Origin of the sequence: Streptococcus sp. VT 162 (assembly GCA_000688775.2) — a bacterium.
Taxonomy (GTDB): domain Bacteria; phylum Bacillota; class Bacilli; order Lactobacillales; family Streptococcaceae; genus Streptococcus.
Map to the genome: position 1 here is coordinate 791,481 of CP007628.2, position 22,207 is coordinate 813,687.

The window sequence follows — 22,207 nt, forward strand, 5'->3', positions numbered from 1 at the left end:
TTTCTCATTTTTGATATAATAGTTCTATGTTAGATTCAGAAAAACAATCACAATATCAATTGTTAAATGAGGAACTTTCTTATTTACTTGAAGGTGAGACCAATGTTCTTGCCAATCTTTCGAATGCTAGTGCCCTCCTAAAATCTCGATTTCCGAATACTGTATTTGCAGGGTTTTATCTGTTTGATGGTAGCGAGTTGGTTTTAGGGCCTTTTCAGGGTGGTGTTTCTTGTATTCGCATTCCGCTTGGGAAAGGCGTGTGTGGAGAAGCTGCTGAGTTTCAAGAGACTGTTTTGGTTGGCGATGTGAGCACCTATCCAAACTACATTTCTTGTGATAGTATGGCCAAGAGTGAAATCGTGGTTCCCATGCTCAAGAATGGTCAATTGCTGGGTGTCTTAGACTTGGATTCTTCACTTATTGATGATTACAATGCCGTTGACCGTGATTACTTGGAACAATTTGTCGCTATTTTGCTTGAGAAGACAGAATGGGACTTTACGATGTTTGAGGAGAAAGCCTAATGTATCAAGCACTTTATCGAAAATATAGAAGCCAAACTTTTTCACAATTAGTCGGACAAGAAGTTGTGGCTAAAACCCTAAAACAAGCGGTTGAGCAGGAAAAGATTAGTCATGCCTATCTTTTCTCAGGACCTCGTGGAACTGGGAAGACCAGTGTAGCCAAGATTTTTGCCAAGGCTATGAACTGTCCGAACCAAGTGGACGGAGAACCATGTAATAACTGCTATATCTGCCAAGCAGTGACAGAAGGTAGCTTAGAAGATGTTATCGAAATGGATGCGGCTTCGAATAATGGAGTCGATGAAATCCGTGAAATTCGTGATAAATCCACCTATGCTCCTAGTTTGGCACGTTATAAGGTCTATATCATAGACGAGGTTCATATGCTGTCTACAGGAGCTTTTAATGCGCTTTTAAAGACGCTAGAAGAACCAACTCAAAATGTTGTCTTTATCTTGGCGACTACCGAATTGCACAAGATTCCAGCAACTATTTTATCGCGTGTCCAACGTTTTGAGTTTAAATCGATTCGAACTCAAGATATCACGGCACATATTCATCATATTTTAGAAAAAGAAAATATCAGTTCTGAACCAGAGGCTGTGGAAATCATTGCTAGACGAGCTGAAGGTGGGATGCGGGATGCCTTGTCTATTCTGGACCAAGCCTTGAGTTTGACACAGGGAAATGAGCTCACGACTGCTATCTCTGAGGAGATTACAGGTACCATTAGTCTATCAGCACTAGATGACTATGTAGCCGCCTTGTCTCAGCAGGATGTTTCAAAAGCGCTTGATTCTTTGAATCTTTTGTTTGAAAATGGCAAGAGCATGACTCGTTTTGTGACGGATCTCTTGCAGTATTTGCGTGATTTACTAGTTGTTCAGACAGGTGGCGAAAATACTCATCATAGTCCAGTTTTTATGGACAATCTAGCTCTTTCTCAGGAAAGTCTCTTTGAAATGATTCGCATAGCGACTGTGAGCTTGGCGGATATGAAAGCTAGCCTGCAACCTAAGATTTATGCTGAGATGATGACCATTCGTTTAGCTGAGACTAAGCCTGAATCTGCTCTTTCAGAAGCTGTCGAGAGTGAAATTTCTACACTAAGACAGGAAGTCGCTCGTCTCAAGCAAGAACTTGCTAATGTTGGAACGGTGCCTAAACAAGTGGCGCCAGTCCCTAGCCGTCCAGCCACTTCCAAGACAGTCTATCGAGTAGACCGTAATAAAGTTCAGGCTATCCTACAAGAAGCTGTTGAAAATCCTGAATTGGCACGGCAAAACTTGATTCGCCTCCAGAATGCATGGGGGGAAGTGATCGAAAGCTTAGCTGGTCCTGATAAGGCTCTGCTTGTTGGTTCTCAACCAGTTGCAGCCAACGAACACCATGCTATTTTAGCTTTTGAATCTAATTTCAATGCAGGCCAAACCATGAAACGGGATAACCTCAATACCATGTTTGGCAATATTCTTAGCCAAGCGGCTGGATTTTCACCTGAAATCCTGGCAATTTCCCTAGAGGAATGGAAAGAGGTTCGTGCAGCATTTTCAGCTAGAAACAAGTCTTCTCAATCAGATCAAGAGGTAGAAGAAGAAAGCCTGATTCCAGAGGGATTTGAATTTCTGGCTGATAAAGTCATGGTCGAAGAAGACTAAAAGTGGATTTCATGGTACAATAATCCTATGACTAGACAACAATTTATCGTGATAGCACTATTTACTGCTGCTGAGACTTATTTTTTCAATGAAGCTTGGATGACGGGTCGCTATTTTATGGCAGCCTTTTGGGCCATTCTACTTTTTCGAAATTTTAGGTTAAGTTATGTAATGGGGAAAATAGTAGATGCCATTGATCAGCACCTAAACCGCAAGGATTAGTCACTAGCTTCTAAACAAAATCAAAGCCTTTTAGGCTTTTTTTTGTTATACTAGTAGAGTATATTTATGGACCTTTTCTTGTATTTTTAGAGAAATGTAAGTGATTTCTTTAAGGGTAAAGGAAGTAGGCCAGAAAAAGAAAGGAACTATCATGTCAGTATTAGAGATCAAAGATCTTCACGTTGAAATTGAAGGAAAAGAAATTTTGAAAGGGGTCAATCTGACTCTGAAAACAGGAGAAATCGCAGCTATCATGGGACCAAATGGTACTGGTAAATCGACTCTTTCTGCCGCTATCATGGGGAACCCTAACTATGAAGTTACTAAAGGTGAGGTCTTGTTTGATGGAGTAAATATCCTTGAGTTGGAAGTGGACGAGCGTGCGCGTATGGGACTTTTTCTGGCTATGCAATACCCATCTGAAATTCCTGGAATTACCAACGCAGAGTTTCTTCGTGCAGCTATGAATGCTGGTAAAGAAGATGACGAGAAGATTTCAGTTCGTGAATTTATCACTAAGCTAGACGAAAAAATGGAATTGCTCAACATGAAAGAAGAAATGGCAGAGCGTTACCTCAACGAAGGTTTCTCAGGTGGTGAGAAAAAACGTAATGAAATTCTTCAACTCTTGATGTTGGAACCAACTTTTGCCCTTTTGGATGAGATTGACTCAGGTCTTGATATTGACGCCCTTAAAGTTGTGTCTAAAGGTGTCAATGCCATGCGTGGTGAAGGCTTTGGTGCTATGATTATCACTCACTACCAACGTCTCTTGAACTACATCACACCAGACGTGGTCCACGTGATGATGGAAGGTCGTGTTGTCCTTTCTGGTGGTCCAGAATTGGCTGCCCGTTTGGAACGTGAAGGATACGCAAAACTAGCTGAAGAACTTGGCTACGACTACAAGGAAGAATTGTAATTCCCTCGTATCTTTTAGGAGAAGTAAATGACTAAAGAGAATATTAAACTTTTTTCAGAAATGCACGCTGAACCAAGCTGGTTATCAGGCCTCCGTCAAAAAGCTTTTGATAAGATTGAGAGTTTGGAATTACCAGTCATTGAGCGTGTCAAATTTCACCGTTGGAATCTGGGAGATGGTACCATCACAGAAAGTGAACCTTCAGCAAATGTTCCTGACTTCACGGCTCTAGATAATCACTTGAAGTTGGTGCAAGTAGGAACGCAGACTGTTTTTGAACAAACTCCAGTTGAATTGGCTGAACAAGGAGTAGTCTTTACAGACTTTCACTCAGCTTTAGAAGAAATTCCAGAACTTATCGAGGAATTCTTCATGTCATCTGTTAAGTATGATGACGACAAGTTGGCAGCCTACCATACAGCTTATTTCAATAGTGGGGCTGTACTCTACATCCCTGATAATGTTGAGATTACAGAGCCAATTGAAGGTATTTTCTACCAAGACAGCGATAGCGATGTGCCATTTAACAAGCATATCCTCATTATCGCTGGTAAAAACAGCAGGATTAGTTATCTTGAACGTTTAGAGTCGCGAGGTGAAAGTAATGCCAAAGCAACTGCTAATATCACAGTGGAAGTGATTGCGCGCTCAGGAGCGCAAGTGAAGTTTGCGGCTATTGATCGTCTAGGAGAAAATGTCACTGCCTACATTAGCCGTCGTGGTAAACTAGGCAACGATGCAAGCATTGACTGGGCAATTGGTGTCATGAACGAAGGAAACGTCGTTGCGGACTTTGATAGTGACTTGATTGGAAATGGTAGCCATGCTGACCTTAAAGTCGTAGCTCTTTCAAGTGGCCGTCAGGTTCAAGGGATTGATACTCGAGTGACTAACTATGGTTGCAACTCTATCGGAAATATCCTCCAACATGGGGTTATCCTTGAAAAAGCGACCTTGACTTTCAATGGTATTGGCCACATTATCAAGGGTGCTAAGGGAGCAGATGCGCAACAAGAAAGCCGTGTTCTCATGCTTTCAGACCAAGCGCGTTCAGATGCCAACCCAATTCTTTTGATTGATGAAAATGACGTTACTGCAGGCCACGCGGCTTCTATCGGTCAGGTGGATCCAGAAGACATGTACTACCTCATGAGTCGTGGTTTGGATAAGGCGACTGCGGAACGTTTGGTTGTTCGCGGTTTCCTTGGCTCCGTAATTGTTGAGATTCCAGTCAAAGAAGTTCGTGATGAAATGATTGCAACTATCGAAGAAAAATTGTCAAAACGCTAAGGGGAAGCCTATGTTAGATGTAGAAGCGATTCGTAAGGATTTTCCAATTTTAGACCAGATTGTCAACGATGAACCTTTGGTTTATTTGGACAATGCCGCGACGACACAAAAACCACTAGCAGTTCTGGAAACGATTAACCGCTATTATGAGCAGGACAATGCAAATGTTCATCGTGGGGTCCATACCTTGGCGGAGCGGGCGACAGCTTCCTATGAGGCGGCTCGTGAAACCATTCGTAAGTTTATCAATGCAGGCTCTACAAAGGAAGTTCTCTTTACCAGAGGAACGACAACCAGCCTTAACTGGGTGGCACGCTTCGCTGAGGAAATCCTGACTGAGGGAAACCAGGTCTTGATTTCTGTCATGGAACACCATTCCAATATCATTCCTTGGCAGGAGGCCTGCCGCAAGACTGGGGCAGAGCTTGTCTATGTTTATCTCAAGGATGGAGCTCTGGATATGGATGACTTGCGAGCTAAATTGACTGATAAAGTCAAGTTTGTCTCCCTAGCTCACGCCTCAAATGTTCTTGGTGTGGTCAATCCAATTAAGGAAATCACTCAATTAGCCCACCAAGTTGGAGCTATCATGGTGGTGGATGGTGCTCAGTCTACACCCCATATGAAGATTGACGTCCAGGACTTGGATGTGGACTTCTTTGCCTTTTCGGGTCACAAGATGGCTGGTCCGACTGGTATCGGTGTCCTTTACGGAAAAGAGAAGTATCTGGAGCAAATGTCACCAGTAGAATTTGGTGGCGAGATGATTGATTTCGTCTATGAGCAATCTGCTAGTTGGAAGGAATTGCCTTGGAAATTTGAGGCTGGAACGCCAAATATGGCAGGTGCTATCGGACTTGCTGCAGCAGTGGATTATCTGGAAAAGATTGGTATGGATGCCATTGAAGCTCATGAACAGGACTTGATCGCATATGTCTATCCAAAATTGCAGGCCATTGAAGGTTTGACCATTTATGGTTCGCAGGACTTGGCTCAACGTTCGGGTGTCATCGCTTTTAACTTAGGGGATCTTCATCCCCACGATCTTGCGACGGCTCTGGATTATGAAGGAGTAGCCGTTCGTGCAGGTCATCATTGCGCTCAACCCTTGCTCCAATATTTGGCAGTCCCAGCAACAGCTCGTGCAAGTTTTTATATCTACAATACCAAGGCAGATTGTGACAAGCTAGTCGATGCCTTACTAAAGACAAAGGAGTTTTTCAATGGCACTTTCTAAACTAGATAGCCTTTATATGGCAGTGGTAGCAGACCATTCGAAAAATCCACATCACCAAGGGAAGTTAGAAGACACTGAACAAATCAGTCTCAACAATCCTACCTGTGGTGATGTCATCAACCTCTCTGTCAAGTTTAACGAGGAAGAACGCTTGGAAGATATCGCTTTTCTAAATTCTGGTTGTACCATTTCAACTGCCTCTGCTAGTATGATGACAGATGCAGTTTTAGGCAAGACCAAACAAGAAATTTTAGAACTTGCGACTATTTTTTCTGAAATGGTTCAAGGGCAAAAAGATGAGCGTCAAGATCAACTTGGAGATGCAGCTTTCTTATCAGGTGTTGCCAAATTCCCTCAACGAATCAAGTGTGCAACTCTAGCTTGGAATGCACTTAAGAAAACAATTGAAGATCAAGAAAAACAGTAAGACAAGTTTCTTTTGTCTTATGAATCAGTAGAAATGAAGAATGAAAGAAAGGATATTATGGCTGAAGAAAGAGTAGAACCAAAACCAATTGACCTTGGTGAATATAAATTTGGTTTCCATGATGATGTAGAGCCTGTCCTATCGACAGGAAAAGGATTGAATGAAGATGTTATTCGTGAATTATCTGCTGCCAAGGGTGAGCCTGAGTGGATGTTAGAATTTCGTTTGAAGTCTTATGAAACCTTCAAAAAAATGCCTATGCAAACCTGGGGAGCAGACTTGTCAGAGATTGACTTTGATGACTTGATCTACTACCAAAAACCTTCTGATAAACCTGCCCGTTCTTGGGATGAAGTTCCTGAAAAGATCAAAGAAACCTTTGAACGTATTGGGATTCCTGAAGCTGAACGTGCTTATCTAGCAGGTGCCTCTGCCCAATACGAGTCAGAAGTGGTTTACCATAACATGAAGGAAGAGTTCCAGAAATTAGGGATTATCTTTACAGATACGGATTCTGCCCTCAAGGAATACCCAGACTTGTTCAAACAATACTTTGCGAAGTTGGTACCACCGACTGATAACAAGTTGGCGGCCCTCAACTCAGCAGTATGGTCGGGTGGAACCTTTATCTACGTACCAAAAGGGGTCAAGGTAGATATTCCACTTCAAACCTACTTCCGTATCAACAACGAAAATACAGGTCAGTTTGAACGTACCTTGATTATCGTTGATGAGGGAGCAAGTGTCCACTATGTAGAAGGATGTACAGCACCAACATATTCAAGCAATAGCTTGCACGCTGCCATTGTAGAAATCTTTGCCTTGGACGGAGCTTATATGCGTTATACGACTATTCAAAACTGGTCTGATAATGTCTATAACTTGGTAACAAAACGTGCCAAAGCTTTGAAAGATGCGACTGTTGAGTGGATTGATGGAAACTTGGGTGCCAAAACAACCATGAAATACCCGTCTGTTTACCTTGATGGAGAAGGAGCGCGTGGAACCATGCTCTCTATCGCCTTTGCCAATGCAGGTCAACACCAAGATACGGGTGCCAAGATGATCCACAACGCTCCACATACAAGCTCGTCTATCGTGTCTAAATCCATCGCTAAAGGCGGAGGTAAGGTTGACTACCGTGGACAAGTGACTTTCAACAAGAACTCTAAGAAATCTGTTTCTCACATCGAGTGTGATACCATTATCATGGATGACTTATCAGCGTCAGATACCATCCCATTCAATGAAATTCACAACTCGCAAGTTGCATTGGAACACGAAGCCAAGGTATCTAAGATTTCAGAGGAACAACTCTATTACCTCATGAGTCGTGGATTGTCAGAATCTGAGGCAACAGAGATGATCGTTATGGGGTTTGTCGAACCCTTCACAAAAGAACTTCCAATGGAATACGCAGTTGAGCTGAACCGCTTGATTAGCTATGAAATGGAAGGTTCAGTCGGATAAGTCCAAAAAGGAGAAGCAAATGGGTTTCTTAAAAAAATTATTTGGTAATGTTGAAAAAGCGAATAAAGGTGAAATTCCTGTCGAGGAAATTGTTCCACCTTTTACAGTTGATTTAGTAGAAGAAGCAGATGATTATTGGCGACAAATGGAACAAAGCCTCTTGATAAACGCTGTAAAAGCTGCTGGTGGTCCTGAGGCAGTAGAACGTGCTTTTGTTCTTACTAATTTCAAAGAAAATCAAGAAACCTTTGAGCTCTTTTATCAGGTAAATGGTCAACTTCTTTCATGGAGAGAGATGGATGCGACTGTTGTTGATAAAATCAGCAATCAACTCCTTCCGCAAGCTGCAGAAGTAGCGCGTGCAGTAAATGAAAATTATGAAGAGGCAAATGTACCAGTAATCCAGTACGCTATGCTTCAGTTTGAAACTGCAACCATGGCTTGGTTTGGTCGGAAGCTGACAACAGCTTCTCCAGAAGCCCAATTGACTTTTGAAGAATTGGTATCAGGTTGGCGCGCTATTTTGGAACAAGAAGTTCCCAATCGTCCTTTAGATAGTGACCGTCCGTTCCCTTACTTTGAAGTTTAAAAAATCCCAAATCCCTAAAAAACTTTCAATGGAGTATACTGTTGAGCCTACTCGCTTGATCAGTAACAAATTGAAAGAATCAGTGGGTAAAAATGCAAATTCTGAACAGGAATCCTTTCTGTTCAGAATTTTTTTCAAAAAAGAACCTAATAAATATTCACAAAAATACTTTTATATGGTAAAATAAAACAATTACATTTAGTGGAGATGAAGTATGAATATTTTTAGAACCAAGGATGTTAGTCTGAGACAGACAGAGATGCATCGCCATTTGAAATTGTGGGATTTGATTCTATTAGGGATTGGTGCTATGGTGGGGACGGGGATTTTCACCATTACAGGAACAGCAGCGGCTACCTTAGCTGGTCCATCACTAGTGATTTCCATTGTGATTTCTGCCCTGTGTGTTTCTCTATCAGCCCTCTTTTTCGCAGAATTTGCCTCTCGTGTGCCTGCTACTGGTGGTGCTTATAGTTACCTCTATGCGATTCTAGGAGAATTGCCAGCCTGGATTGCTGGTTGGTTGACCATCATGGAATTCATGACAGCTGTTTCAGGTGTGGCGTCTGGCTGGGCAGCTTACTTTAAGGGACTGCTCAGTAATTATGGTATCTCCATGCCCCAAGCCTTGAATGGAACCTTTAATCCTGAACAGGGAACCTATATTGATCTTTTGCCTATTTTAGTACTGACCTTGGTAACGGGATTGGTTTTATTAAATTCCAAGGCAGCCTTGCGATTTAATTCGCTTTTAGTGGTCTTGAAATTCTCAGCTCTCGCCTTATTTATCCTAGTTGGTATTTGGTACATTAAGCCTGAAAATTGGACGAATTTTGCTCCATTTGGTTTTGGTCAACTATATGGTGGAAGTACTGGGATTATGGCGGGTGCATCTTTGATGTTCTTTGGATTTCTCGGATTTGAGTCTATTTCCATGGCAGTTGATGAAATTCAAAGCCCGCAAAAAAATATTCCTCGCGGAATTGTGCTTTCTCTGACAATCGTCACCATTCTCTATGCTTTGGTAACCTTAGTATTGACAGGGATTGTTCACTACAGTAAGCTCAATGTGGACGATGCAGTAGCATTTTCATTACGGAGTATTGGTATCGGCTGGACAGCAAATTATGTTTCGCTTGTAGCCATTCTAACCCTGATAACCGTATGTATCTCCATGACTTATGCTTTGTCTCGGATGATTTATAGCTTAGCACGTGATGGACTTTTACCTCAAAGTTTCAAACAATTAAGCAAGACTAGTCGCGTTCCTAAAAATGCAACCCTCTTGACAGGAGTTGCTTCAGCCATTGCTGCAGGAGTCTTTCCTCTAGCCAGTATTGCTGCCTTCTTAAATATCTGTACCTTAGCTTATCTCATTTTGCTAGCCTATGGAATAATAAAACTCAGAAAGGATAAGGGTATGCCAAAAGAGGGAGAGTTTAAAACTCCTTTGGTACCACTCTTGCCAATTCTTTCCATCCTTATCTGTGTTTCCTTTATGCTTCAATATAGCCTAGATACCTGGATTGCCTTTGGCATCGCTCTTCTAGTTGGTCTAGTCATTTACTTTACTTACGGGTTCCGCCATTCAACCCTCGCAGAAGAAGAATAAAAGCTGGGAATTCCCAGCTTTTTTAATCTTTCACATAAGTAAATCCTTCACCCAGAATTTCATGAGCCTCAGTGATGGTGATAAAGGCTTGAGGATCGATTTTGTGAATCATATCTTTCATTTTTACGATTTCGTTTCGACCGACGATACAGTAGATAATTTTTAAATCCTTTTTGCTGTAGTAGCCTTGACCAGATATAAAGGTAACGCCACGTCCGAGTTCATCGTTTATTTCTTTGGCCAATTGATCAGGATATTGGGTAATAATCATAAATCCTTTACCAGCATAACCTCCTTCGCCTATCAAGTCGATAACACGAGCGATGATAAAGTCAAATAAGAGAGTATAGGTAACTAGACGAAGGTCCTGGAAGATAATCAAAATCAACATTAGGATAAAAAAGTCAATCCCAAAGAGCAATTTACCAATCGAAATATTGGTGTATTTGTTGAGGATACGGGCAACGATATCAGAGCCACCAGTGGTTCCACCAGCATTAAAGATAATTCCTAAACCAACCCCCAGTAAGACTCCTGAGACTAAAGCGACAATGATGAGATCCCCTTGCAAGTCGATGTGCAAAGGAATGCGCTCAAAGATTGCTAGCCAAACGGAAAGTGAAATAGATCCTAGAAGGCTAGAGTATAGGGTCTTAGGTCCAAATATCTTCCAAGCCAGGATAAATAAAGGGATATTAATTAAGAGGTTCATCAATGAGACAGGAATCTTAAAAAGATAGTAGGTAATCAAGGTAATACCTGTCGCCCCTCCCTCAAATAAATGATAAGGAACAACAAAATAGGTAAGACCGAAGGCATAGATAGCGGCTCCAAAAATAATAGTAATAATCGGTTGAAGTTTTCGAATCATGGCTGTTCCTCACTTTTCTATAGATAGATTATACCAAAAATTCAGTTCTTTTCATCGGATCACTTATGATTTTTTATCATTTTTTTGATATAATAAAGGAGAGAATCCCAATCCTATCGAGAAGAATAGAAAGATTGAATTATGACACAAGTAAAAATTGTAACGGACTCTTCTGTTACTATCGAACCAGAAGTAGTTAAAGAATTAAATATCACCGTTGTTCCTCTATCAGTTATGATTGATAGTGTGCTTTATTCGGATGCAGATTTGAAAGAGGGAGAATTTCTTCGTCTTATGCAACAAAGCAAAAATCTGCCTAAAACAAGCCAGCCACCTGTAGGAGTGTTTGCTGAGGTCTTTGAAGAACTAGGTAAAGACGGCAGTCAAATTATCGCCATTCACATGTCCCATGCCTTGTCTGGAACTGTGGAAGCTGCTCGACAAGGGGCAAGCCTCTCAACTGCTGATGTAACGGTTATTGATAGTTCCTTTACAGATCAAGCGATGAAGTTCCAAGTTGTTGAAGCCGCAAAACTTGCCAAAGAGGGTAAAGATTTAGAAACGATTCTAGCTCATGTAGAGAACGTCAAAAATCATACAGAACTTTATATCGGTGTTTCGACGCTAGAAAACTTAGTTAAGGGTGGTCGTATTGGACGTGTGACAGGATTACTAAGCTCACTCTTGAATATTCGTGTAATAATGCAGATGAAAAACCACGAACTCCAACCAATCGTCAAAGGACGTGGAGCGAAAACTTTTAAAAAGTGGCTTGAGGAATTAACCAATACTCTTTCTCAAAAATCAGTTGCAGAAATTGGAATTTCCTATGCTGGAACGAACGAATGGGCGAATGAGATGAAGGCATTATTGCAACCTTATGTTGAGAAACCAATCTCTGTATTGGAAACTGGCTCTATTATTCAAACTCATACTGGAGAGAATGCTTGGGCGATTCTAATTCGCTACAATTCCTAAAAAAATAGAGAAAAAATGGTCAAAATAGTGTTTTTGACTTGACCTATAGCCGATTTTAGGATATGATTATATTTGTTAATTAGAAATTATTTGGAGGATTTATTAACATGGCAAACAAACAAGATTTGATCGCTAAAGTAGCAGAAGCTACAGAATTGACTAAGAAAGATTCAGCAGCAGCAGTTGACGCTGTATTCGCAGCAGTAACTGAATACCTTGCAGCTGGTGAAAAAGTTCAATTGATCGGTTTTGGTAACTTTGAAGTTCGTGAGCGTGCTGCACGTAAAGGTCGCAACCCACAAACTGGTAAAGAAATCAAGATCGCAGCTTCTAAAGTTCCAGCATTCAAAGCTGGTAAAGCTCTTAAAGACGCTGTTAAATAATGAATTTTCAAAAAGCCTGTCATATCAAGCATTCGAGCTTGTCTGACAGGCTTTTTTTTATTGTTTATTTGAAAAGTTGATGTTATGATTCTTTGCAAAAAGAAAAAGGTTCCCATGTTTGAGAACCTTCTTTTCATTAGTTTTTAGAAGCTGCTTGGAATTCAGGGTTTTTCCATGCTTCATCAATGATAGCTTGCAATTCTTTAGCAGATGCTTGCATTTTTTGAGTTTCAGCATCGTTCAATGGGATATTTACTGGACGAACAATACCGTGTGCACCAACAACAGCTGGTTGACCGATAAAGACGTTTTTAACACCGTATTGACCTTCTTGGAAGACTGAAAGTGGAAGTACTGCATTTTCGTCATCAAGGATTGCTTTTGTGATACGAGCAAGCGCTACAGCGATACCATAGTATGTAGCTCCTTTTTTGTTGATGATTGTGTAGGCAGCGTCACGAACACCTTCGAACAATTCAATCAATTCAGCTTCTTGAACGTTTTGAGTATCTTTAAGGAATTCTTCAAGGTTTACACCAGCGATGTTAGCGTGTGACCAAACCGCAAATTCAGAATCTCCGTGTTCACCCATGATGTAGGCGTGAACTGAACGAGCATCAACATCCAATTTTTCAGCAAGTGCTTGACGGAAACGTGCTGAGTCAAGTGAAGTACCTGAACCGATAACACGTTCTTTAGGGAATCCAGAGAATTTCCAAGTTGAGTAAGTCAAAACGTCAACTGGGTTAGCTGCAACAAGGAAGATACCATCGAAACCTGATTCAACAACTTGTGTTACGATTGATTTGTTGATAGCCAAGTTTTTACCTACAAGGTCAAGGCGAGTTTCACCCGGTTTTTGAGGAGCACCTGCAGTGATAACAACAAGGTCAGCGTCTGCACAGTCAGAGTATTGAGCAGCGTAGATTTTTTTAGGTGAAGTGAAGGCAAGGGCGTGGCTAAGGTCAAGCGCATCACCAACAGCTTTTTCATGCAATTGTGGAATTTCGATAATTCCAAGCTCTTGTGCAATTCCTTGGTTAACAAGTGCGAAAGCGTAAGATGAACCTACGGCACCGTCACCAACAAGGATCACTTTTTTGTGTTGTTTAGTTGAAGTCATTATCTAAACATCTCCTTCATTTTTTTTTAGGGGAATCCCCAGACACTTTCATTCTATCACTTTTAAAAAGCTTTGTCACGAATATTCTATTCGGTCATCGATGTAAACGTTTTAGTGATTTCCAAAGACTGAAATGAAGGACGAATTATGGTATAATATATCTAATTACTAATAGTGAAATGAGGCATTTATTAATGCAGGATAGAAATTTAGTGAATGTCAATCTGACAAAGGAGATGAAGACCAGCTTTATCGACTACGCCATGAGCGTTATCGTTGCGCGGGCCCTTCCTGATGTTCGAGATGGCTTAAAACCTGTTCACCGTCGTATTCTATACGGAATGAATGAACTAGGTGTTACACCAGACAAACCACATAAAAAATCAGCCCGTATTACAGGGGATGTTATGGGTAAATACCACCCACACGGAGATTCCTCTATTTACGAAGCCATGGTTCGTATGGCTCAGTGGTGGAGCTACCGTTACATGCTTGTTGATGGGCATGGAAACTTTGGTTCTATGGACGGGGACGGTGCTGCCGCGCAGCGGTACACTGAGGCACGTATGAGCAAGATTGCTCTTGAAATGCTTCGTGATATCAATAAAAACACAGTTGATTTCGTAGATAACTACGATGCTAACGAACGTGAACCCTTGGTCTTGCCAGCTCGTTTTCCAAACCTTTTGGTCAATGGGGCAACTGGTATCGCTGTTGGGATGGCAACCAATATTCCACCTCACAACTTGGGTGAAACCATTGATGCAGTGAAGTTGGTTATGGATAATCCTGAAGTGACGACTAAGGACTTGATGGAAGTCTTGCCTGGTCCAGATTTTCCGACTGGTGCTCTTGTCATGGGGAAATCAGGTATCCATAAGGCTTATGAGACTGGTAAAGGTTCCATTGTCCTTCGTTCTCGTACAGAGATTGAAACCACTAAGACGGGTCGTGAGCGCATCGTTGTAACGGAATTCCCTTATATGGTTAATAAAACCAAGGTGCATGAGCATATTGTTCGCTTGGTTCAGGAAAAACGAATTGAGGGCATTACAGCCGTACGTGATGAGTCCAACCGTGAAGGCGTTCGCTTTGTAATCGAGGTTAAACGCGACGCGTCTGCCAACGTTATCCTTAACAACCTCTTCAAGATGACCCAGATGCAAACCAATTTTGGTTTCAACATGTTGGCGATTCAAAATGGCGTGCCAAAAATCTTGTCCCTTCGTCAAATTTTGGATGCTTATATCGAGCACCAAAAAGAAGTGGTTGTTCGCCGTACTCGTTTTGACAAGGAAAAAGCAGAAGCGCGTGCGCACATCTTAGAAGGTCTTTTAATTGCACTTGACCATATCGACGAAGTGATTCGTATCATTCGTGCCAGTGAAACAGATGCGGAAGCGCAAGCTGAGTTGATGAGCAAGTTCAAGCTTTCTGAACGTCAAAGTCAAGCTATCCTTGATATGCGTCTTCGTCGTTTGACAGGATTGGAACGTGATAAGATTCAGTCTGAATATGATGAATTAATTGCCTTGATTGCAGATTTGGCTGATATTCTTGCCAAACCTGAGCGCGTGGCGCAAATCATCAAAGAGGAATTGGACGAAGTCAAACGCAAGTTTGGTGACAAGCGTCGTACGGAGTTGATGATCGGAGAAGTCTTAACTCTTGAAGATGAAGATTTGATTGAAGAAACGGATGTCTTGATTACCCTATCTAACAAGGGCTATATCAAACGTTTGGACCAAGGTGAGTTTACTGCTCAAAAACGTGGTGGCCGTGGAGTTCAAGGTACGGGGGTTAAGGATGATGACTTTGTGCGTGAGTTGGTTTCAACCAGTACCCATGATCATTTGCTCTTCTTTACCAATAAAGGACGCGTATATCGACTGAAAGGTTATGAAATTCCTGAATACGGTCGTACCGCTAAGGGCTTGCCAGTTGTCAATCTTTTGAAGTTGGACGAAGGTGAGAGTATTCAGACCATCATCAACGTTGAGTCTGAACGTAGTGATGACGCCTATCTCTTCTTTACAACTCGTCACGGTATTGTGAAGAGAACCAGTGTTAAAGAGTTCGCTAATATTCGTCAAAATGGACTTAAAGCCTTGAATCTCAAGGATGAAGACGAATTGATTAATGTCTTGCTGACAGAAGAAGATACGGATATTATCATCGGTACCAAGTTTGGTTATGCCGTTCGCTTTAATCAATCAGCTGTTCGTGGCATGAGTCGTATCGCGACAGGTGTTCGAGGAGTCAATCTTCGTGATGGAGACACAGTAGTTGGTGCTAGCGTGATTACAAACCAAGATGAGGTTCTTATCATCACTGAAAAAGGATATGGTAAACGTACACTGGCTACTGAATATCCTACTAAGGGCCGTGGTGGTAAAGGGATGAAGACTGCCAATGTTGCTGAGAAGAATGGTCCTCTGGCAGGTCTCCTCACTGTTAAGGGGGATGAAGACCTGATGATTATCACAGATACAGGTGTCATGATTCGTACAAACGTTGCCAATATTTCACAAACGGGACGCTCAACTATGGGAGTTAAGGTGATGCGTCTAGATCAGGATGCTAAGATTGTAACCTTTACAACGGTTGCTGCGGCAGAAAAAGAAGAAGTTGGGACTGAAATTGAAACAGAAGGTGAAGCATAATGTCTCATAGAAGAACGAAAAATAAAAAGAGTAAGAAAAACAAGCGCAGAAATCTATTTATCAATATTTTAGCGGGTTTCTTAATTCTTTTATCCCTAGCTTTGATTTTTAATTCAAAGATTCGCGATCTCTTTTTGGTCTGGAATACCAATAAATACCAAGTCAATCAAGTCACTAAGGAAAATATAGATGAAAATCTAAAAACCGAAGGAAATTTTGATTTTGACTCTGTTAAGTCTATTTCATCTGAAGCTGTATTGGCTTCACAATGGGATGCTCAGAAACTTCCCGTTATTGGAGGTATTGCTATTCCCGAAGTGGAGATTAACCTCCCTATTTTCAAAGGGTTGGATAATGTAAACTTGTTCTACGGAGCAGGGACCATGAAACCAGATCAAAAAATGGGAGAAGGAAACTATTCTCTAGCCAGTCACCATATCTTTACTGCTGAAAATGCCAGTCAAATGCTCTTCTCGCCTTTGGTCAATGCCAAAGCAGGTATGAAAATTTACCTGACGGATAAGGATAAAGTTTATACTTATGAGATTACAGAAGTAAAACGTGTTACACCAGACCGTGTAGATGAAATCGAAGATCGTGATGGCGTAAAGGAGATTACTTTGGTTACCTGTGTTGATTATAATGCGACTGAGCGTATAATCGTCAAAGGAATCTTTAAAGAATCAAAGGCTTATTCTGAGACTTCTGAGGATATTTTGAAGGCCTTTAATCAACCGTATAGACAACGTTATTAAGAATGAATGAACCAGTGAAGTGCTATTTCACTGGTTTTTTATGTCAACAAATAGGATCAAAATAGTTCTTATGAAAAGGGTTTGTAAGCTTTACGATATAGATTTTTAAGATAAATACTTTAGAATTTTACAGAAAACGCTTTCTAGAAAAAAAGAATTATGTTATAATTATCACAAATAAAAGTTTAGGAGTTTTTTATGGTCTCTTCAGAATTTATTTCAAAGATTGAATTTGCTTGTAAGAAGAAAGAAAGTCTTTATAGCCAAAGCAAGTTTAAGTATGCGATTCGTTCCATGTTTGCAGGTGCTTTTCTAACATTTAGTACGGCAGCGGGCGCAGTTGGGGCTGACTTGATTAATAAGATTGCTCCAGGTAGTGGACGTTTTCTTTTCCCATTCGTTTTTGCTTGGGGATTGGCCTACATTGTTTTCTTGAATGCTGAGCTGGTGACTTCGAATATGATGTTTTTGACAGCTGGTAGTTTCTTGAAAAAAATCTCTTGGAGAAAAACAGCTGAGATTTTGCTTTACTGTACCTTGTTCAACCTCATCGGAGCTTTGATAGCAGGTTGGGGCTTTGCCCACTCAGCAGCCTATGCAAATCTAACACATGATAGCTTCATTTCAGGGGTTGTAGAGATGAAGTTAGGCCGTTCCAATGAGCTAGTCTTGCTTGAAGGTATTTTAGCCAATATCTTTGTAAACATTGCCATTCTTTCATTCGTTTTGGTGAAAGACGGTGGAGCCAAACTATGGCTTGTCTTATCAGCAATTTACATGTTTGTATTCTTAACAAACGAACACATTGCTGCGAACTTTGCTTCTTTTGCGATTGTTAAGTTCAGTGTTGCAGCAGACTCAATTGCTAACTTTGACATACCTAATATTCTTCGTCACTGGGGTGTAACCTTTGTCGGGAACTTTATCGGAGGAGGTCTCTTGATGGGCTTACCATACGCCTTCCTCAATAAAAACGAAGATACTTATGTCGATTAAAGAAATGAGCACGAGTGAATCGTGCTTTTTTGTTTGATGTGTAAGACTAGTCATAGTTGTTCCTTATATCAAAATATAAGAAAACGGTATTGGAAAAGACTAGCACAAGATGATACAATATCCCTAATGAAGCTATTTGGAGGTCGTCTTATGACTCGTGATTTTAAATTTGAAACTCTACAATTACATGCTGGACAAGTAGTTGATCCAGCGACTAAATCTCGTGCAGTACCGATTTATCAAACAACATCCTTTGTTTTTGATGACACGCAAGAAGGTGCCGATTTGTTTGCTTTGAGAAAACCTGGCAATATCTATACTCGTATTACCAACCCTACAACAGCGGCATTTGAAGAAAGAATCGCAGCTCTTGAAGGTGGTGTTGGAGCACTAGCGACAGCATCAGGTATGGCTGCTGTAACCTACACTATTTTGGCGCTTGCTCACGCAGGTGACCATGTGGTGGCTGCATCAACTATTTACGGTGGGACCTTCAACCTCTTGAAGGAAACCCTTCCTCGTTATGGGATTACAACAACCTTTGTGGATGTGGATAATTTGGAAGAAGTAGAAGCAGCTATCAATGACAATACCAAGCTTGTCTTGATTGAAACCTTGGGGAATCCCTTGATTAACATTCCTGACTTAGAAAAATTGGCTGAGATTGCGCATAAACACCAGATTCCTCTCGTTTCGGACAACACTTTTGCCACACCATATTTGATTAACGTCTTCTCTCATGGTGTAGATATTGCCATTCACTCAGCAACCAAGTTTATCGGTGGGCATGGTACGACTATTGGTGGAGTGATTGTCGATAGTGGTCGTTTTGACTGGGAGGCTTCAGGGAAGTTCCCTCAATTTGTTGAGGAAGACCCAAGTTACCATAACTTGAGCTATACTCGTGATGTGGGTGCAGCAGCCTTTATTATCGCTGTTCGTGTTCAATTGCTCCGTGATACAGGTGCTGCCTTGTCGCCATTTAATGCCTTTCTCTTGCTCCAAGGGCTTGAAACTCTCTCTCTTCGTGTTGAACGTCATGTGCAAAATGCAGAGAAAATTGTTGATTTCCTTGTAAATCATCCTAAGGTAGAGAAGGTAAATTATCCAAAACTAGCTGACAGTCCATATCATGCCTTGGCTGAGAAATATTTGCCAAAAGGTGTTGGTTCAATCTTTACCTTCCATGTTAAAGGCGGAGAGACAGAAGCTCGCAAGGTAATTGATAATTTGGAAATCTTCTCTGACCTTGCAAACGTGGCAGATGCCAAATCTCTTGTTGTCCATCCTGCGACAACCACTCACGGTCAATTGTCAGAAAAAGACCTAGAAGCAGCAGGTGTCACACCCAACCAAATCCGCTTGTCTATCGGACTTGAAAATGTAGAGGATTTGATTGAAGATTTGCGCTTGGCCTTGGAAAAAATTTAAAGTAAAAGAAGATAAACAGTGGGTCTCGACTCACTGTTTTTGATTTTCCCTCAGGCATGATATAATGGATAAAGAAGTCTAGAAAGAGGAACGATATGAACGAAATCAAATGTCCCAACTGTGGGGAAGTCTTTACAGTAAATGAAAGTCAGTATGCCGAACTTCTGTCTCAAGTGAGAACAGCAGAGTTTGATAAGGAACTACATGATCGGATGAAGCAGGAACTGGCCTTAGCTGAGCAAAAGGCCATGAATGAGCAACAGTCTAAACTGGCTCAGAAGGATCAAGAAATTGTGCAATTACAGAGTCAAATCCAAAACTTTGATACAGAGAAAGAACTGGCTAAGAAAGAGGTTGAACAAACCAGTCATCAGGTTTTATTGGCAAAGGACAAGGAAGTACAGGACTTGGAAAACCAATTGGCTACCTTGCGTTTAGAACATGAAAATCAACTGCAAAAGACCCTTTCTAACCTTGAAAAAGAGCGCGATCAGGTCAAAAACCAGCTCCTTTTACAAGAAAAGGAAAATGAGTTATCTCTAGCTTCCCTCAAGCAAAATTACGAAGCCCAGCTCAAGGCGGCTAGTGAACAGGTCGAGTTCTATAAGAATTTCAAAGCCCAACAATCCACAAAAGCTATCGGGGAAAGTTTGGAACAGTATGCAGAGAGTGAGTTTAACAAGGTTCGTAGTTTTGCCTTTCCAAATGCCTACTTTGAGAAGGATAACAAGGTCTCTGCGCGTGGATCTAAGGGAGACTTTATCTTTCGAGAATGTGATGAAAGTGGAGTGGAAATTATTTCCATCATGTTTGAGATGAAAAATGAAGCGGATGGAACAGAGAAGAAGCATAAGAATGCGGACTTCTACAAGGAATTGGACAAGGACCGTCGGGAGAAGAACTGTGAGTATGCCGTTTTGGTGACTATGTTAGAAGCAGATAACGACTACTTTAACACAGGGATTGTTGACGTCAGTCACGAGTATGAAAAGATGTATGTGGTTCGTCCTCAGTTATTTATCCAGTTGATTGGTCTCTTGCGAAATGCGGCGCTTAATTCTTTGAAAAATAAGCAAGAGTTGGCCTTGGTTCGGGAACAAAATATTGATATTACACATTTTGAGGAAGATTTGGATGCCTTTAAACTAGCCTTTGCCAAGAACTACAACTCTGCTTCGACCAACTTTGGTAAAGCAATTGATGAAATCGACAAGGCTATCAAACGCATGGAAGAGGTCAAGAAGTTCCTGACCACATCCGAAAACCAACTTCGTCTTGCTAATAACAAGTTGGAAGATGTTTCAGTTAAAAAATTGACCCGAAAAAATCCAACTATGAAAGCGAAGTTCGAAGCGCTGAAGGGAGAGTGAGAAAGCAGTGGAAAATGAATTATTAGTATTGAATACTGAAGAAGTAAATGAGTCCGAAAATTTAAACTATGATGAGTTAGAAGAACTATTGGAACAGCAATTTACAATGGAGTTTTCTAATCTTGAGAAATTAGAAGTAGATTGTAAAGAAATTAGTTCACCGGATAAATTAGGAGATGTTATTTTGGATGAAATTTGGAATCAATTCGGGAATCAAATTGGTTTAGATATGACAAGTGATACATTACTAAAGCAATATAACGAAAAGAACCCAAATGGCTATACAAAAGAAATTGCTGATCAGATTGTTAAAGACAAAAGATATACTGATGCAAATAAGGCAATGAAACATAAGCAAAAATTAGGAAACTTGAAGGATGAATACACCGGAAAAAAATTAAAAATAAACGAAAAAGCTAATCTGGATCACATCGTACCGCGAAAACAGATTTTTGAAAATCCATGGAGAAAAATAGCAGATATTGATCCTTCTGATTTAGCTAACAAATCTGAAAATTTATCTGCGACTAATGAATCTCTTAATAAAAGTAAAGGCGCAAAATCTAATAGCGATTACATAAAAAATAAGGAACTAAGAGAAAGAAATCTTAGAGAACAAGTTAAAAAAGCAAATGAAAAAATAGATAAGATGAATATCTCAGATGCCGAAAAGCGAAATCTTAAAGCTGAAAATAATAAAAGATTAAATGATAAACTAGCAGCTGATTCAAAGAAGATGCTTAAGGCTGAGAAGACAGCAAAGAAAGCTATTAATAAGGATATTGCAAAGAAAGCTTCTGTCAGAATGGCCAATAAAGCTGGTAAAGATGCTATAAAAGCTATGTTTGTTGCAGCTCTTTTTGGAATGCTGAAGGAAATTATGAATGCTCTAGTGAGGTATTTTAAAGCAAAAAAACAATCTTTTGATACATTTATGGAGGAAATGAAAAAAGCACTTCATTCATTTTTTGGTAAAATCAAAGATTTTATTAAAGTGGGTGTAGATAGTTTTGTTGGAAGCATTGTTGGAGAAATTATTGGCGCATTTAACCAGAAATTACAAAAACTTCCAAACTTGATTAAACAATTATTTGGTTCTATCAGAGAAAGCATTTCTTATTTATCTAACCCTGAAAATCAAACACATTCTACAGCAATTAAGATAGCTCACATTTCAAAAATCATTACTTCTGGTTTAGTTGCTGTAGGAGCAATGTTTTTAGGAGAATATTTTGAGCAGTTCTTAAATAAGGTACCAGGTATGACTTTTGAAATAAAACTCCTAGGAACAATTGCTAATATTTTAGGGATGTTCTTTGCGAGTTTACTAACTGGAATCTTGGGAGCGATAATCATTAACGGACTTGATCAATTTATTTCAAAAAAATTAATTGAGGAAAATCAAAAGAAACAAGCTAATAAGAAAAACGAATTGTTAAGAATTCAGGATGTTCAAATTTTTGTTGCCGAGCAAAATGTTGCTGTTAAGCGAAATGATATATTCATTAAGATGGCTAAGAACCATCAAAAACTAAGAGAACTTCTTGGTAATGTTCAAGAGGAGTTTTCTAATTCAAAGATTGATTTCAAACAGCGATTATTAGCTAATGAAATATACTTTGATGAGAAGCAAAGTGAACTTGAAGAAATGCAAAGTGCATTAAACGATTTACTATAGGAGAATGT

20 protein-coding genes are annotated in these 22,207 nt (G+C 40.4%); 18 read left to right on the plus strand and 2 right to left on the minus strand.

Going from position 1 to position 22,207, the window contains the following annotated elements; all coding sequences use genetic code 11:
- The first annotated feature begins 26 nt into the window (after positions 1-26).
- The 10 genes from V470_03810 (at position 27) to V470_03860 (ending at position 9,951) form a co-directional block, all read left to right on the plus strand.
- Positions 27-524, plus strand: a complete 498-nt coding sequence (locus tag V470_03810; GenBank protein AHZ47563.1) for a GAF domain-containing protein — start codon at positions 27-29, stop codon at positions 522-524.
- Positions 524-2,182, plus strand: a complete 1,659-nt coding sequence (locus V470_03815; protein AHZ47564.1) for a DNA polymerase III subunits gamma and tau — start codon at positions 524-526, stop codon at positions 2,180-2,182. Before V470_03810 ends, V470_03815 begins: the two co-directional genes overlap by 1 nt.
- Before the next feature lie 27 nt (positions 2,183-2,209).
- Positions 2,210-2,404: a hypothetical protein gene (locus V470_03820; protein AHZ47565.1), complete on the plus strand. Its 195-nt coding sequence runs from the start codon at positions 2,210-2,212 to the stop codon at positions 2,402-2,404.
- A gap of 151 nt (positions 2,405-2,555) precedes the next feature.
- Positions 2,556-3,326 (plus strand): iron ABC transporter ATP-binding protein, encoded by a 771-nt coding sequence (locus tag V470_03825; protein ID AHZ47566.1) that lies wholly within the window; start codon positions 2,556-2,558, stop codon positions 3,324-3,326.
- 27 nt (positions 3,327-3,353) lie between these two features.
- Positions 3,354-4,616, plus strand: a complete 1,263-nt coding sequence (locus V470_03830) for a Fe-S cluster assembly protein SufD (GenBank protein AHZ47567.1) — start codon at positions 3,354-3,356, stop codon at positions 4,614-4,616.
- A gap of 10 nt (positions 4,617-4,626) precedes the next feature.
- A complete protein-coding gene (locus V470_03835; protein AHZ47568.1) occupies positions 4,627-5,853 on the plus strand; it encodes a cysteine desulfurase in 1,227 nt (408 codons plus the stop codon).
- On the plus strand, positions 5,840-6,280 hold the full coding sequence (locus V470_03840; protein AHZ47569.1) for a nitrogen fixation protein NifU: 441 nt from the start codon (positions 5,840-5,842) through the stop codon (positions 6,278-6,280). Before V470_03835 ends, V470_03840 begins: the two co-directional genes overlap by 14 nt.
- 57 nt (positions 6,281-6,337) lie before the next feature.
- Positions 6,338-7,750, plus strand: coding sequence for a Fe-S cluster assembly protein SufB (locus V470_03845; GenBank protein AHZ47570.1), 1,413 nt, complete (start codon positions 6,338-6,340; stop codon positions 7,748-7,750).
- Positions 7,751-7,769: 19 nt separating this feature from the next.
- Positions 7,770-8,339, plus strand: coding sequence for a hypothetical protein (locus tag V470_03850; GenBank protein ID AHZ47571.1), 570 nt, complete (start codon positions 7,770-7,772; stop codon positions 8,337-8,339).
- A gap of 214 nt (positions 8,340-8,553) precedes the next feature.
- A complete protein-coding gene (locus V470_03860; protein AHZ47572.1) occupies positions 8,554-9,951 on the plus strand; it encodes an amino acid permease in 1,398 nt (465 codons plus the stop codon).
- A 22-nt stretch (positions 9,952-9,973) separates the two neighbouring features.
- Here the strand turns inward: V470_03860 and V470_03865 are convergent, their stop codons facing one another.
- Complete coding sequence (locus tag V470_03865; protein AHZ47573.1) at positions 9,974-10,822, minus strand: membrane protein; 849 nt, start codon at positions 10,820-10,822, stop codon at positions 9,974-9,976.
- 141 nt (positions 10,823-10,963) lie between these two features.
- Here V470_03865 and V470_03870 point away from each other — a divergent pair, with 141 nt between their 5' ends.
- Both V470_03870 and V470_03875 read left to right on the plus strand, forming a co-directional pair.
- Positions 10,964-11,800: a hypothetical protein gene (locus V470_03870; protein ID AHZ47574.1), complete on the plus strand. Its 837-nt coding sequence runs from the start codon at positions 10,964-10,966 to the stop codon at positions 11,798-11,800.
- A 107-nt stretch (positions 11,801-11,907) separates the two neighbouring features.
- Positions 11,908-12,183 carry a DNA-binding protein gene (locus V470_03875; protein AHZ47575.1) on the plus strand — a complete coding sequence of 92 codons (276 nt, stop codon included), beginning with the start codon at positions 11,908-11,910 and terminating at the stop codon, positions 12,181-12,183.
- 136 nt (positions 12,184-12,319) lie between these two features.
- Here V470_03875 and V470_03880 read toward each other — a convergent pair whose 3' ends face one another.
- On the minus strand, positions 12,320-13,306 hold the full coding sequence (locus V470_03880) for a lactate dehydrogenase (protein AHZ47576.1): 987 nt from the start codon (positions 13,304-13,306) through the stop codon (positions 12,320-12,322).
- A gap of 194 nt (positions 13,307-13,500) precedes the next feature.
- Here V470_03880 and V470_03885 point away from each other — a divergent pair, with 194 nt between their 5' ends.
- The 6 genes from V470_03885 to V470_03910 all read left to right on the plus strand — a co-directional run bounded on the left by V470_03885 (position 13,501) and on the right by V470_03910 (position 22,199).
- Positions 13,501-15,969 carry a DNA gyrase subunit A gene (locus tag V470_03885; protein AHZ47577.1) on the plus strand — a complete coding sequence of 823 codons (2,469 nt, stop codon included), beginning with the start codon at positions 13,501-13,503 and terminating at the stop codon, positions 15,967-15,969.
- Positions 15,969-16,724, plus strand: coding sequence for a sortase (locus V470_03890; GenBank protein ID AHZ47578.1), 756 nt, complete (start codon positions 15,969-15,971; stop codon positions 16,722-16,724). Before V470_03885 ends, V470_03890 begins: the two co-directional genes overlap by 1 nt.
- A gap of 198 nt (positions 16,725-16,922) precedes the next feature.
- Positions 16,923-17,720, plus strand: coding sequence for a formate-nitrite transporter (locus V470_03895; protein AHZ47579.1), 798 nt, complete (start codon positions 16,923-16,925; stop codon positions 17,718-17,720).
- A gap of 150 nt (positions 17,721-17,870) precedes the next feature.
- Positions 17,871-19,151 carry an O-acetylhomoserine aminocarboxypropyltransferase gene (locus V470_03900; GenBank protein ID AHZ47580.1) on the plus strand — a complete coding sequence of 427 codons (1,281 nt, stop codon included), beginning with the start codon at positions 17,871-17,873 and terminating at the stop codon, positions 19,149-19,151.
- A gap of 95 nt (positions 19,152-19,246) precedes the next feature.
- A complete protein-coding gene (locus tag V470_03905; GenBank protein ID AHZ47581.1) occupies positions 19,247-20,521 on the plus strand; it encodes a serine/threonine-protein kinase MRCK beta in 1,275 nt (424 codons plus the stop codon).
- A gap of 7 nt (positions 20,522-20,528) precedes the next feature.
- Positions 20,529-22,199, plus strand: a complete 1,671-nt coding sequence (locus tag V470_03910) for a hypothetical protein (GenBank protein AHZ47582.1) — start codon at positions 20,529-20,531, stop codon at positions 22,197-22,199.
- Positions 22,200-22,207: the final 8 nt, after the last annotated feature.